This window comes from Kribbella sp. NPDC048837 (assembly GCF_055586945.1).
In genome coordinates this window covers 176,130-189,143 of record NZ_JBVJHF010000005.1, presented here as the reverse complement: position 1 = coordinate 189,143, position 13,014 = coordinate 176,130, and the positions used below count along the sequence as shown (strand labels likewise).

General features: G+C 70.1%; 12 protein-coding genes and 1 pseudogene. 5 read left to right on the top strand and 8 right to left on the bottom strand.

All coding sequences use genetic code 11. The annotated features are described in order from the left end of the window. Window positions 1-195: 195 nt before the first annotated feature. The 7 genes from ACZ6O0_RS24335 to ACZ6O0_RS24305 form a co-directional block, all read right to left on the bottom strand. On the bottom strand, window positions 196-756 hold the full coding sequence (locus ACZ6O0_RS24335; protein WP_465767259.1) for a DNA-3-methyladenine glycosylase I: 561 nt from the start codon (window positions 754-756) through the stop codon (window positions 196-198). After that, window positions 753-1,469 (bottom strand): hypothetical protein, encoded by a 717-nt coding sequence (locus ACZ6O0_RS24330; protein WP_465767686.1) that lies wholly within the window; start codon window positions 1,467-1,469, stop codon window positions 753-755. The genes ACZ6O0_RS24335 and ACZ6O0_RS24330 overlap by 4 nt, the downstream gene beginning before the upstream one ends. 90 nt (window positions 1,470-1,559) lie before the next feature. Beyond that, window positions 1,560-4,478 carry a DivIVA domain-containing protein gene (locus ACZ6O0_RS24325; protein ID WP_465767685.1) on the bottom strand — a complete coding sequence of 973 codons (2,919 nt, stop codon included), beginning with the start codon at window positions 4,476-4,478 and terminating at the stop codon, window positions 1,560-1,562. A gap of 142 nt (window positions 4,479-4,620) precedes the next feature. Then, a complete protein-coding gene (locus ACZ6O0_RS24320; RefSeq protein WP_465767258.1) occupies window positions 4,621-5,490 on the bottom strand; it encodes an LOG family protein in 870 nt (289 codons plus the stop codon). 64 nt (window positions 5,491-5,554) lie between these two features. Then, complete coding sequence (gene dapE, locus ACZ6O0_RS24315; protein ID WP_465767257.1) at window positions 5,555-6,616, bottom strand: succinyl-diaminopimelate desuccinylase; 1,062 nt, start codon at window positions 6,614-6,616, stop codon at window positions 5,555-5,557. Continuing rightward, a complete protein-coding gene (locus tag ACZ6O0_RS24310; RefSeq protein WP_465767256.1) occupies window positions 6,616-7,302 on the bottom strand; it encodes a VOC family protein in 687 nt (228 codons plus the stop codon). Before ACZ6O0_RS24310 ends, dapE begins: the two co-directional genes overlap by 1 nt. Before the next feature lie 10 nt (window positions 7,303-7,312). Continuing rightward, window positions 7,313-7,891 carry a CGNR zinc finger domain-containing protein gene (locus ACZ6O0_RS24305; RefSeq protein ID WP_465767684.1) on the bottom strand — a complete coding sequence of 193 codons (579 nt, stop codon included), beginning with the start codon at window positions 7,889-7,891 and terminating at the stop codon, window positions 7,313-7,315. Window positions 7,892-7,959: 68 nt separating this feature from the next. On the opposite strand from ACZ6O0_RS24305, the gene ACZ6O0_RS24300 reads away from it, so the two are divergent. Beyond that, window positions 7,960-8,613 carry a pyridoxine/pyridoxamine 5'-phosphate oxidase gene (locus tag ACZ6O0_RS24300; RefSeq protein ID WP_465767255.1) on the top strand — a complete coding sequence of 218 codons (654 nt, stop codon included), beginning with the start codon at window positions 7,960-7,962 and terminating at the stop codon, window positions 8,611-8,613. After that, entirely contained in the window at window positions 8,604-9,272 is a 669-nt protein-coding gene (locus ACZ6O0_RS24295) for a maleylpyruvate isomerase family mycothiol-dependent enzyme (protein WP_465767254.1), read from the top strand. Before ACZ6O0_RS24300 ends, ACZ6O0_RS24295 begins: the two co-directional genes overlap by 10 nt. On the opposite strand, the gene ACZ6O0_RS24290 is transcribed toward ACZ6O0_RS24295, so the two are convergent. Beyond that, window positions 9,269-9,577, bottom strand: coding sequence for a hypothetical protein (locus ACZ6O0_RS24290; protein WP_465767253.1), 309 nt, complete (start codon window positions 9,575-9,577; stop codon window positions 9,269-9,271). The two genes, ACZ6O0_RS24295 and ACZ6O0_RS24290, sit on opposite strands and share 4 nt — an antisense overlap. Before the next feature lie 210 nt (window positions 9,578-9,787). On the opposite strand from ACZ6O0_RS24290, the pseudogene ACZ6O0_RS24285 reads away from it, so the two are divergent. The 3 genes and pseudogenes from ACZ6O0_RS24285 to ACZ6O0_RS24275 all read left to right on the top strand — a co-directional run. Beyond that, window positions 9,788-10,105: pseudogene (locus ACZ6O0_RS24285) on the top strand (PfkB family carbohydrate kinase); the annotation flags it as partial. Then, window positions 10,102-11,103, top strand: a complete 1,002-nt coding sequence (locus ACZ6O0_RS24280; RefSeq protein WP_465767252.1) for a LacI family DNA-binding transcriptional regulator — start codon at window positions 10,102-10,104, stop codon at window positions 11,101-11,103. The pseudogene ACZ6O0_RS24285 and the gene ACZ6O0_RS24280, both read left to right, overlap by 4 nt. 863 nt (window positions 11,104-11,966) lie before the next feature. Continuing rightward, window positions 11,967-12,989, top strand: coding sequence for a patatin-like phospholipase family protein (locus ACZ6O0_RS24275; RefSeq protein WP_465767251.1), 1,023 nt, complete (start codon window positions 11,967-11,969; stop codon window positions 12,987-12,989). Window positions 12,990-13,014 lie beyond the last annotated feature (25 nt).

The window sequence follows — 13,014 nt, the reverse complement described above, 5'->3', positions numbered from 1 at the left end:
ATCCCACGCCCCCACCAACCGCGGACACCCCCGGCACGCCCGCCAACCCGCACCCACCTGCGCCCCACCTGCGCCGTCTCAACGACCAGCAGCACAGGCCATCGCCCGACCATCCGCACCTCGCCTCACCACCGACTAGCGAAGGTGCAACTCACCACACTCCGCCCTCGGTTCCCACAATCCGCCAAGCGTGGATCAGCGGGCGATGCAGGTGGAGAGGTGATCGTTGACGATGCCCGTTGCCTGCATCAACGCATACGCCGTGGTCGGCCCCACGAAGACGAAACCCTTCTTCTTCAGGGCTTTCGACATGGCAACGGACTCCGGCGTGGTCGCAGGCACATCGCCGAGCGTCTTCGGAGCTTTGTGCTCGGCCGGCCGGAACGACCACAGCAGCTCGGTGAACTCACCCTCGTCGAGCTCGAGCAACGCCCGCGCGTTCGAGATCGTCGCGTTGATCTTGAGCCGGTTGCGAACGATCCCCGGATCCGCCATCAGCCGATCGAAGTCGGCACCGTCGTACTTCGCGATGATCGCCGGGTCGAAGTGCGCGAACGCGGCCCGGAAGTTCTCCCGCTTCCGCAGGATCGTGATCCACGACAGCCCCGACTGGAACCCCTCCAACGTCATCCGCTCGAACAGCGCGATGTCGTCGCGGATCTCCTTGCCCCACTCGTTGTCGTGATACTCGACGTACTCCGGCGCCGAGGTCGCCCACCCGCACCGCGGCTGCCCGTCCGCCCCGATCACCGTCATCCCGCCACCTCCCGCACCAGCCGCCGCAACGACACCCGCATCAGCCACTCGAACCCCACCCGAACCACCGGCCAAGCCAGCACCCCCACCCTCCCCAACGGCGGCACAACGTCCTCCGCCCACGTAAACCTGCTCCCCGTGGCACCCGCACCCGCACCGGCACCCGACTCGCCGGCCGTGGCAGAAGCCGACGTGCTCGTCGAAGCCGACGCACTGGAGGACCCCGGCGCAGTCGAGCCCAGACCGGTCGAGCCGGGCATGGTCGAACCCGGCCCGGCCCAACCCGGCCCGGCCCAACCCGGCCCGGCCGAACCCGGCCCGGCCGAACCCGGTGCGGCCGGAGAAGCCGGTGCAGTCGAGTCCGGCGTGGACGGAGAAGCCGGCGCAGCGCCGGAGGACCTCGCGGTGGACGCGAACCCGGGGATGGTGCCGGACGATGGCGAGGCGCCCGAACCCACGGTGGTGCCGGAGGACGGGGTGGTGGACGAGGTCGGGGTGATGGTGAAGGTGCCGGTGCCTCGGACGAGTTTGCCCAGGTGTTTGACCGTGCATTCTCGAGGTGGGTCCCAGTGGGTGATGACCATGTGGTCAGTGAACCCGATGGCACCGACAGAAGTCCGGGCTGCGACGCCGGCGCCTACGCCGGTGCCGTTCTGGTTGGTTGCCCAGACGCGGGTCAGCAGCATCCAGCGGGACTGGCGCTCCCAGTCCATCACCACGTCCCACGCGGTCTGCGGGTCCAGGTCCAGCTCGATTGATGCCTCCGCGTGGCATCCGCCCTCGGAATCCATCACCCGAGTAGATCAGTTGGGACGCTGATAAGCACCCTCACCAGGCGCCGCACTGTGCCGCCCGTGCGTACCGTCGCCTGCCGAGCCACCCTGATCCGTCGGCTGCCCGTTCCCCGGCTGCGCCGGCCACACCGGAGCCCCCTGCTGATCCGCCGGCGGCCAGAACTGCCATCCGTCGCCCTCCTGCTGCGCGGGCTCCTGCGCCGGCTGATAACCAGGCTGAGCCGCCTCCTGCGGCTGAGCGTCAGACTGCGCGGACCGCTCCGACTCGTGCTCAGGCTGCGCGGCTCGCTGCGGCTGAGCGTCGCGCTGCGACTCGTGCTCAGGCTGCGCAGCCTGATCCTGCTGGTGCTCAGGCTGCGCGGACTGCTGCGGCTGCCAGTGCTCGCCCTGCGCCGCTGGCTGCCGCGGCTGGTACTCGCGCTCAGCCGCTTGCTGCGGCTGCTCGTACTCGCGCTCAGCCGCTTGCTGCTGCGATGACTGGTACTGAGGCTGCGTCGACTGCTGCTGCGTCGGCTGCTGGTAGCCCGGTTCCTGCTGCTGCCGGGGCGCCTGCTCGTACGCGGTCGGCTGCGGTTGCGGCGCCTGCTGCGCTTGCTCGTAAGCGGGCTGCTGTTGCTGGTGCGCTGGCTGGTAACCCGGCTGCTGTTGCTGCGCCGACTCGTAGGCCGGCTGCTGCGGTTGCTGGTACGCCGACTGGTGGGCGGGCCGCTGTTCCCGCTCGAACGCCGGACGCGGCTGCTGCTGGTAGGTGGGCTGCTGCGCGGGCTGGTGGTCTTGCTTGTACGCCGGGTGCTCGGCGGTCTGCGGCTCGTCGTCCAGGTACGCCGGGTGCTCGGCGGTCTGCGGCTCGTCGTCCACGTACGCCGGATGCTCGGAGGTCTGCTCTTCGTCCGACGGGTAGCGCGCCTGCTGCTCGTGCTGGTAGTCGGGCTGTGCAGGTTGCTGAGTCGGTGGCTGCGTGGAGGCGGTCGGTTGCTGCCACTGGGTCTGCTGGGTGGGCGGCTGTGGGGATGAGTCCGACGGCTGCTGCCACTGGGAGGCTGGGTCGGCGAGGGTCCAGTGCAGGGTCCGCTCGGACTGCGCTCCGGCGGGAGGTGCAGACGGCTGCGACCAGTCGGATGACGGTGCGGTCGGCGTCTGCGGGTTCGGTGCCGACTGTTGCCCGGCCGGGAACTGCTGCGCGGGGGCGTCGTACTGCGGTTCGCGACTGGAGCCTGCCGGGTGCTGCTGCGCTGACGACTGGTGCTCAGCTGGAGCCTGCTGGTCCATGGAGAACCGCAGTGCGGGCTGCGGCTGCGCCAAGCCGGGGTCCGTCGGCGACTGCTGCGGCTGCGCGGAGGTGGGCTCCGCGGGCGGCTGCTCGGCCGGCCACTCCTGCGTGGGCGATTGCTGCGCGGGTGGCTGCTGGGCGGGCCAGTCCTGCGTGCGTGGCTGTTGCGTGGGGGGTTGCTGCGCGGGTGCTTGGTCGGCTGTGGGTTGCTGCAGGCGGATTTGGGGTTGTGTGGGGGGCTGCTCGTCGGTGGGGAGGAGCAGGGTTGAGGTGTGGGACTGGGCGGGGGCCGGCTCCGGCGGGGCTTGCTGGGGTGAGAGGTCGGCCTGGGGTTGTTGTAGGCGGATCTGCGGGTTCAGCGTGGGCGGCTGGTCTGTGGGGAACTGCAGGGCCGAGGTCTGCGGCTGGGTGGGGCCGGACTGCGGCGAGGGCTGCGTGGGCGTGGACTGCGGCGGGGGTTGCGTGGGTTGCTGCAGCTGTACGGGCGACTGTCGTGCGGCGCGTGCCTGGGGCGACCGGGGGTCCGTGGTGGGGTCGGTCGGTTGGAACCAGGGCTCGGACTCCGGCTGGTGTGGCTCGTAGGTCTGTGCCTGGGGCGAGTACGCCTGGTGCTCCGGCTGCTGCGAGTGCGCCTCGGGGTGCTGGGTTGTGTAGGCCTGCTGCTCGGGCTGCTGGGAGTAGGCACCGGGCTGGGGCTGCTGCGTGCCGGGCTGCTCGGTTGCTTGCGCCTGGGGGTGCTCGGGTGAGGCTGCGCCCGGGTGTTGTGGTGCTTGTGGCTGGGGTGCGGCGGGGCCGGTTGGGCGGCGGGGGGTGGTGGGGTGGGACTGGGCGTCGAGGAGGGCGCGGGCTTCGGCTTGGAGGCGCTCGTACTCGTTGGCCGCTTCTGCGTGGGTGGTTTGAGGGATCTCGCTGGTGTCGGGCTCGTCGTCCTCGGCGGTGGTCCGGGCGGGGCCCTCGGTGGGTGCCGACGCGGACTGGGCGGTTGAAGTCGACGGAGAGTCGGGCGGAGGCGAGGCAGTACCGGACGCCGGCGCAGCGGGGGCCGACTCGGCGGGCGCGGCGGCGGCTGGGTCAGCGGGTGCGCCGGCGGACTCGGCGGCGGTCCCAGCAGGGCCTGACTCGGTGGCGGTCCCAGCGGTGCCGGCCTCGGTCGAGGTCCGAGCAGCGCCGGCCTCGGTGGCAATCCCGGCAGCGCCGACCTCGGTGGAGGTCCCAGCAGGGCCGGTCTCGGTGGAGGTCCCAGCAGGACCGGGCTCGGCGGTCGTGGCTGGGAAGTCGCCGCCTACGAGGATGGGTTTCTGGGTGCCGGTGTCGTCGAAGTCGGCGGGGTCGTAGGTGGCTCGGGAGGTGAAGCCGGCGCCGTCGGGGGCGTCGACGATGGGGGCGACGGCGCGTTCGAGGTCGGCGATGCGGCGGTCGCGTTCGGCGACCTCCTTCGCGACGCGTTCGAGGAGCGTGTCGACCTCGTCCATCCGGTAGCCGCGCAGCCCGACGGCGAACCGGGCCGACTCGATGTCGGTGGAGGTCAGTGCCTGCCGGGCCGGGACGGTCATGTCGGGCCGGTCGTCGTACGCCGTACTCATGGCACCCCAACGACCCGAGGCCACTACCGCGACAGCCCCGATCAACAGCACCACGATCAGCCCGAAGAACCACATCACGGGACCGATCGTGCCATGCCGACGAAGTCACCCGCACAATCGGAGCCCGATTCGGCCGAGAGCGAAGCTCCCACACCCCCGGCAACGCCCACAACAGCAGGCCGAACCAGGCGACGGCCACGCCGCAGCAGGACCGCGGTCAGCTTCCGTCGGAGCCCAACCGGTGTGCCTCGCGTCGCGCCCGGGCCTCGGGACTGTCCGCCTCGGCCACCTCGCGCGCCGCCGTCGCGGCGGCCTCCTCCGCCGCCGCGTCCGCGAGTTCGCCGGCCTTCACGATGTAGCTGATCGCCTCGTCCACATCGTCGGTGATCGTGAACATCTCGAGGTCGGCCGCCGAGATCTTCCCGTCCGCGAGCATCGTCTCCCGCAGCCAGTCCGCGAGGCCGCCCCAGTACGACGTACCGAACAGCACGACCGGGAACGACGTGACCTTCCGCGTCTGCGCCAGCGTGAGCGCCTCGAACAGCTCGTCGAGCGTGCCGAACCCGCCCGGCATCACCACGAACCCCTGCGCGTACTTCACGAACATGGTCTTGCGGGTGAAGAAGTACCGGAAGTTCATCCCGACGTCGACCCACTCGTTCAGGCCGTTCTCGAACGGCAGCTCGATGCCGAGCCCGACCGACACGCCGCCGGCCTCGGACGCGCCCTTGTTCGCCGCTTCCATCACGCCCGGTCCGCCACCGGTGATGACCGCGAAACCGGCCTCGACCAGTTTCCGCCCGAGCACCTCCGCGGCCGCGTACATCGGGTCGTCCGGCTTGGTCCGGGCCGAACCGAACACGCTGATCGCCGCGCCGAGCTCGGCGAGCATGCCGAACCCCTCGATGAACTCCGACTGGATCCGCAAGACCCGCCACGGGTCGGTGTGCACCCAGTCCGAGGGTCCGCGGCTGTCCAGCAGCCGCTGCTCGGAGGTGGACTGCTGCACCTGGTTGCGGCGCATCACGACCGGCCCGCGCTGCTGCTGGCCGATCGGACGGTCGGGGTGGATCGATGGTTCTGCCATACCTCCAGATTAGTGCGGACATTCCGGGCGAGCCCGGAAACGCGAGGTCCGCCACCCGGAGTACCTACGCCGTCAACCAGGCCCTCAGCCGCTGTTCACACAGCTCGATCTCCTCCTCCGGCACGAACTCGTCCTGCTTGTGCGCGTACAGCGGGTCGCCCGGCCCGTAGTTCACCGCCGGTACGCCGAGCAGCGTGAACCGGGCCACGTCGGTCCACCCGAACTTCGGCTTCGGCTCACCCCCGACCACCTGCAGGAACGCCGCCGCGGCCGGCCGCTCCAGCCCCGGCAGCCCACCGGGCGCCGAGTCCGTCACGACCACGTCGTACCCGTCGAACACCTCGCGCAGGTGCGCCTCGGCCTCGGCCTCCGACCGGCTCGGTGCGAACCGGTAGTTGATCTCCACCGTGCACAGATCGGGTACGACGTTCCCCGCGACGCCGCCGTGGATCCCGACCGCGTTCAGCCCTTCGCGGTACTCCAGCCCGTCGATCGGCACCCGCCGCGGTTCGTACGCCGCCAGTCGCGCGAGCACCTCGCCCGCGGCGTGGATCGCGTTCGTCCCCATCCAGGACCGGGCCGAGTGCGCGCGCTCCCCGCGGGTGGTGACCTCGATCCGCATGGTGCCCTGGCAACCGGCCTCGACCACGGCGTTCGACGGCTCCATCACGACCGCGAACACGCCCTCCAGCAGCTCCGGGTTGGACCGGGTCAGCCGGAACAGGCCGTTGCGCTCGGACTCGACCTCTTCGCAGTCGTAGAAGACATAGGTGACGTCCCGGTTCGGCTCGTCCAGCGTCGCCGCCAGCCGGAGTCCGACCGCGACACCGCCCTTCATGTCGCACGCGCCGAGCCCGTGGATCAGTCCGTCGGCACGGCGGGCCGGGAGGTTGTCGTTCAGCGGGACCGTGTCGAGGTGCCCGGCGATGACGATCCGCTCGTCCAGGCCGAGGTCGGTCCGCGCGACGACGGTGTTTCCGTGCCGGAACACCTTCAGATGCGCGTACGACGACAGCGCGGCCTCCACCTCGTCCGCAAGCGGCTCCTCGGTCCCACTGACCGAGGAGATGTTCACCAGCGCCTCGGTCAGGTCGGGGCCGGACATGGTGAGGTCGAGCTTGGCCATCAAGACTCCTCTGCTGGTGGCAGGAACACGCAGAACTCGTTGCCTTCGGGGTCGGCGCAGACGTTCCAGCCGATCTCGTCGTCCTTGGGCCGCAGCAGTGTCGCACCCGCGTCGAGCACCGGCTGCAGCGCGGGCGCGGTGACATCCCAGTGCACCCGGTTCTTGACTGTCTTGGGCTCGGGCACCGGTACGAAGACCCAGTACGGGAACGGGAGCCCCGGTACGTTCTCCAGCCAGCGCCAGGGCTTGCCCGGCGTACTCGCGATGTCGCCACCGACCACACCGGCCCACCAGCGCGCCTGGGCCTCCGGATCGGCCGAGTCGACCACGAGTTCCATCAGCCGGTACGCCGGAACCGCGGCGCGGACGAATCCGCAGAACTGACCGCCCTCCGGGTCCTCCAGCACGGTCCAGTGCTGCTCGTCGGTCGACGGCGAATGCACGGTCGCGCCCTCGCGCTCCAGATCGGCGATCGCGCCGGTGTGCACGTCCAGGTGCACCCGATGCTTCACCGTCGGCGGTTCGTCGACCTTGTTGATCCAGATGGTCTTCTCCGGCACGTCCCCGACCAGAACGTTCGGGTGGTCGGCCGGCGACGTCAGCCCGATCACCCGCCCCCAGAACGCCGTCATCGCACTGGGGCACGTCGCATCGACACACAAGTCCTTGAAACGCGCGACGGTCATAACGCAAAGGCTATCGGCCCTGCTGCCGACGGTAGTGGCGGTTCACCCGCTCCCTGTTGCCGCACGTCGGCGAGCACCACAGCTGGCGCGGATCGTCCTGCAGGAAGTACTTGACGCACCGCCCGGCCGGGCAGGCGCGCAGCCGAGCCCGGTCCGGTCCGGCCAGGAAGTCGATCGTGGACCGGCCGACCGCACCGACCAGCAACGCGACCGGGTCTTCCGTTCGTCCGGCCCAGCGCATGACTGGTGCGCCCTCGGAGGGCCAGTCCAACCGCAGGGTCCCGAGCCTGTCGGCGGCCCGGTTGACCATGCGCAGCGCGGCCTCCGCATCCATCAGCCGATCCGCGTCCGCCTTGCTCGGCGGCTCCGGCGCGACCGCCCGGGCGAAGAGCGCTCGTACCGCACGCCGGACTCGCACCAGCTCGTCGCGCGCGTCGTCCACTCCCCCGAGCGGCCGGCCGAGCACCCCGGTCACCAACTCCTGGTGCTGCTCGAGCCATCCCCCAGCCTCCTCGGGGGTCGCGAGGAGGTCGGCGACGCCACCGTGCCCGTCGTGCTTGATCGTCGCCGCCAGTGCGAAAGCCAGCATGCTCACGGTCGCCATCCTAATGGGATATCCGCTTGCTGCCATGTGAATAGCTGCTCTAGGGTCGCCCCGTGACCGATCTCCGCACGAGGCTTCGCGCCGTACCGACGCTGACCGGGACCCCGCCGGCGTTCGACCCCGTCCGTACTCCGGAGACGCCGCAGCCGCTGTTCGTCGACTGGCTGCTGGACGCGGTTGACCGACAAGTGCCGGAAGCGTGTGCGGCGACGCTGTCGACGGTGCGCGCCGACGGGCGGCCCAATGCGCGAGTGCTGATCCTCAAGGACGTGACCGACGACGGCTGGCAGTTCGCGTCGTCCGCGAGCAGCCGGAAGGGCGAGGAGCTCAGTGCATCGCCGTACGCCGCTCTGACGTTCTACTGGATCCCACTGGGGCGGCAGGTCCGTGTGCTGGGCCGGGTCGTGCCTGCGGATCCGGAGGACTCGGCGCGGGACTTCCTGTCGCGGCCGATGCCGGCTCGGGCCGAGACGCTGGCCGGACGGCAGAGCGCCGTACTGGATGATCCGGCGGACATCAGTGCGGTGGTTGCTGAGCAGACCGAGCGACTGACGGCCGAGCCGGGGTTGGTCGCACCGAACTGGACTCTCTACAGCTTGCAGGCCGACGAAGTGGAGTTCTGGCAGGCGGATCCGGATCGCCGGCATCTCCGCCTCCGCTACCGGCTGGACGGACCCGACTGGACCAAGGAGCGCTTGTGGCCCTGACCGACGTGAAGACGATCGCCACCCGGCTGAACACTCTGGTGGCGGACCTGGACGACGACACCGCGCGGGCCGCGTCCGGCCTGCCGGGCTGGTCCCGCGGCCACGTGATCACTCACATCGCCAACTTCTCCGAAGCCATGACCCGCCAGGTCGAGGAGGCCCTCAAAGGCCGCGTGATCGAGGTGTACGACGGCGGCCGCCCGGCCCGGGACGCCGGTATCGAGGCCGGAGCCCACCGCCCCGCCGCCGAGCTGACCGACCACCTCACCCAAGCAACCACCGCCTTGCTGACCGCCTGGGACAAGGTCGGCCCCGACGACTGGGCCCGCCCCATCCTGCACCGCAACAGCAACCTCGCCGCCGGCCTCGACGCGACCTGGCGCGAACTCACCATCCACACCACCGACCTGAACCTCGGCGCCACCCCAGCCGAGTGGCCGACCGACTTCTGCCTCCACCTCCTCGACTTCCTCCGCGCCCGCACCCCCGAAGACATCCACCTCATCCTCCAAGCCGACAACGGCCCCACCTGGGACACCGGCACCGGCGACCCCCGAGCCCTCACCGGCAACCTCACCGACCTCACCGCCTGGTACGCAGGCAGGAAGGCGCCAGGCCCGATCAGCGGCCCGGCACCCGACCTGCTCCCCTGGCCCTAGCCGACCGTGAAGCGGGAACCGGGCCAGGAACACATCCTGCGGATCCGGCACCGTGTCGTCGAACGAGTCCCGCCAGTTCCCGTCCAGCCCGTAGGTATGGACGTACCGTCCGGCGCCAGCGCGCCACCGCGACCGAAGTCGGCGAACCAGATCGTCGTGAACAGGTGGTCCGCGAACATCGGCTTCTTCCTGTCCCACGCCCAGGTCTTGCCGTGGCCCGTGGACTTCAGGATCGTTGCGGCCGGTACGTCGTTGAAGTCGAGCGCGAGATCCTGGACCGCGAGTAGAGGGTGTCGCCGGGACACACCAGGCCGGTGGCGGTCTCGCCGACGAACGCCTGCATGCCGACGCTCATGGGCTTGCGGTTGTACCCGGCACCACTCCACACCGATCCGACCTGATCTTCCCGGGGAGATCGTTGCCCCGGACAAGTTTCCGGGCGTGCCGTTGGTCTCGCTGACCGCGATGCCGGCGAAGTCGCCGCCCAGGCTGAATCCCTTGCCGTCGCCGTTGGCGGCGTACAGCTCGTCGTTGCCGGCCCAGCAGGACGGCCACAGGTCGCCGTCGGCGCGGGTGACGCCTTCTGCGGCTCGCTGGCTGCCTCCCTCGCCTCCGGCGCTGACCTGGTGGAATCCGTCCGGCTCGCCAACGCGGCCGGTGCATTGTCGACAACCGTCAACGGCGCCGCGGACTCGGCACTGCGTCGGGCCGCCGCCCTTGCCTTCCTGGATGGCGCGCCCCCCTCAGTTTGCGGTCTCCGTGAGATCCTTTGCTCTGGATCGGGACTAAGGTGCGACCCAGACGACCATCGGACCAGCGGGGAGCGGGCATGACGACGATCTACGACGTCGCGCGCAGGTCGGGTGTGTCGCCGGCAACCGTGTCGCGCGTACTGAGCGGCCGCCGCAACGTCGATCCGGAGCTGTCCGAGAAGGTCCGCGCCGCGGTGGCCGAGCTCGGGTACCGCCCGAACGGCGTCGCCCGCAACCTGCGCAAGTCCAGCACGAACCTGTGGGCCGTCGTCATCTCCGACATCGAGAACCCGTTCTTCACCTCGCTGGTCCGCGGCCTCGAGGACGTCGCCCAGACCGAGGGCTACCACGTGGTCCTCTGCAACTCCGACGAGGATCCCGCCAAGGAAGCGGCGTACGCGTCCGCCGTCCTGACCGATCAGATGGCCGGCGTGGTGATCTCCCCGACCAGTACGGCGGAAGGCGTGCAGCTGCTCGCGGATGCCAAGCTCCCGATGGTGCTGATCGACCGGCGCGTCGACGGGGTCGAGGCGGACACCGTGCTGGTCGACAACGAACACGGTGCGAACGAGGGCGTCAAACACTTGATCGACGGTGGGTACCGGCGGATCGCCTGCATCACTGGGCCGCGCAAGGTCTCCACAGCGATGGACCGGCTGGCCGGGTATCGGTCCGCGCTGCGGGCGGGCGGCATCCGGTACGACAAGGATCTGGTCCGGCACGCGGACTTCCGCGAGGCGGGCGGGTATGCGGCGATGGAGAGCTTGCTGGAGTTGCCGGAGCCGCCCGAGGCGCTGTTCGTGACGAACAACCTGATGACGGTCGGGGCGCTGGAATGCCTGGCCAAGAAGGGGCTTCGGGCACCGAAGGACATCGCCGTGGTCGGCTTCGACGACATCCCGTGGGCGGATCTCGTCGTACCCAGCCTGACTACGGTGGCCCAGCCGACGTACGAGCTGGGTCGAACCGCCGGGCTGCTCCTGAAAGACCGGACGGCCTCCCCCGGACGCCCGCCGTCCACGGTCACCCTCCGCACCGAACTCCACATCCGAGCCACCTCAGCCCCCCGCAAGAGGTAAAGGACACCGCTTCGCGGCGACTGCTGCTCCGGCCGCCTCCGGCGACGGGCGCGGGATGAGTCACGAGCCGGCCGGGTTGGCGCCACGTGCTGTGGATGAGCGGGCCCCGCACGTGAAAGGACACCGCTTCGCGGCGAGCTGCTCCTCCGGCCGCCTCCGGCGGCAGGCGCGGGATGTGTCGCGCGTCGGCCGGGTTTGGCGCCAGGTGCTGTGGGTGAGGGGGCTGCACGTGATGGGACACCGCTCGCGGCGACTGCTCCTCCGGCGGCGGCGCGCGGGATGAGTCACGAGCCGGCCGGGTTGGCGCCAGGTGCTGTCGGTGTGCGGGCTGCACGTGAAAAGGACACCGCTTCGCGGCGACTGCTAGTCCGGCCGCCTTCGGCGGTGGGCGCGGGATGTGACACGAGCCGGCGCGGTTAGCGCCAGGTGCTGTCCGCGTCGTCCTCGGTCATCTCCGGGTCGACCATGCCGAGCTTTGGGCGACACCGCACGAGGTTGCCCCATCAGCTGGAGGGTTGCCCACCGAGAACCTGCTGGGCAACCCTCCGGTTGAGGGGGGCAACCTCGTGGGTCTGTGCGCGGCAGGTGGTGGCGATCGTGGGGCGAGAGGTCGCGCGCGGGAGGGACCACGGGCTCCCTCACACGGCAGGCGACCGCCCTCCGGCGGTGCGTGGGATGTGACATGAGCCGGCGCGATGGGCGTTAGGTGCTGTTAGCATCTTGGCGGTATTGGATCGATCGGCGGGAGGTGGGACCCATGTGCGCAGTATCCGTAGTGGGTGCTTCCCTGCAGTCTGCGATCGGGCTACTGAGGTAGTCGCGGCTGGGAGCGCCTGACAGGCAACTTGTGAAAGGCGACTCCCATGGACACAACATCTTCTTCGACTCCGGGCAGCAGCTCGACGGCTGCGTCCGATGGCATCGCGGGGGCGCGGATGCCAGGGCACGGGCCGATGGTCGAGCAGCGGGTCGACTCCGTAGGACTAGCGGGCGACTCGGATAAGCGGGCCTTGGTTCTCGCTGGTGGTGGGGCGGCGGGCAATGCGTGGGAGCTTGGTCTCATCGCTGGGCTGGCCGATGCCGGGGTTGATGTCACCGAGGCTGATCTCATCATCGGGACGTCGGCAGGGTCGACAGTGGCTGCCCAGATCACCAGCGGGACTCGGCCGGCCGAACTGTATGCGGCGATCCTCGGCGAGGTGCCTCAGCCACAGACCAGCGGCGCCGGATCGGCCGGCGGACGTGCTCCAAGTTTGTCGGGGCAGAGCTATCTGGACTGGTCGAACGCGATCATCGGTTCTGCTCGGGATGCGGCCGACATGCGCCGCAGGATGGGGGCCGCGGCGCTCGAGGCGGATGCTTCCAACGGCTTCAACCCGCGCTGGCGCGACATCGTGGCGGCTCGGCTTCCCAGTCGGCAGTGGCCGGAACGGCGTGTGCTCATCACGGCTGTTGATGCACAGACCGGGGAACCGGTCGTGTTCGACCGACACAGCGGAATCGAGCTGGTGGATGCCGTTGCCGCCAGCACCAGCAACGGATTCGGTTCCGTCCCTCCGTACCGCGTCGGCAAGAACCGGTACATCAACGGGGGCTACCGACGGAGCGAGAACGCTGACCTGGCGGCTGGCTACGGGCGGGTGCTGGTGCTGTCGCCGTTCGGCGGCAGGTCGCGGATGCCGCTGGAGTGGGGCATGGATCTCGCGACCCAGGTCGACGAGCTGCGCGCCGGGGGTAGCAGGGTCGAGACGGTCTTTCCGGATGTCGGCGCGGGTGACGTGTTCAACGCCAATGCGATGGATCCGTCAACCCGTGTGCAGGCCGCGCGAGGAGGCTACGACCAGGGCCGAGCGCTGGCGGAGCTAATCGCCGAGCTCTGGCACTGACGCCGGCGAAACCAGTCGACTCGGT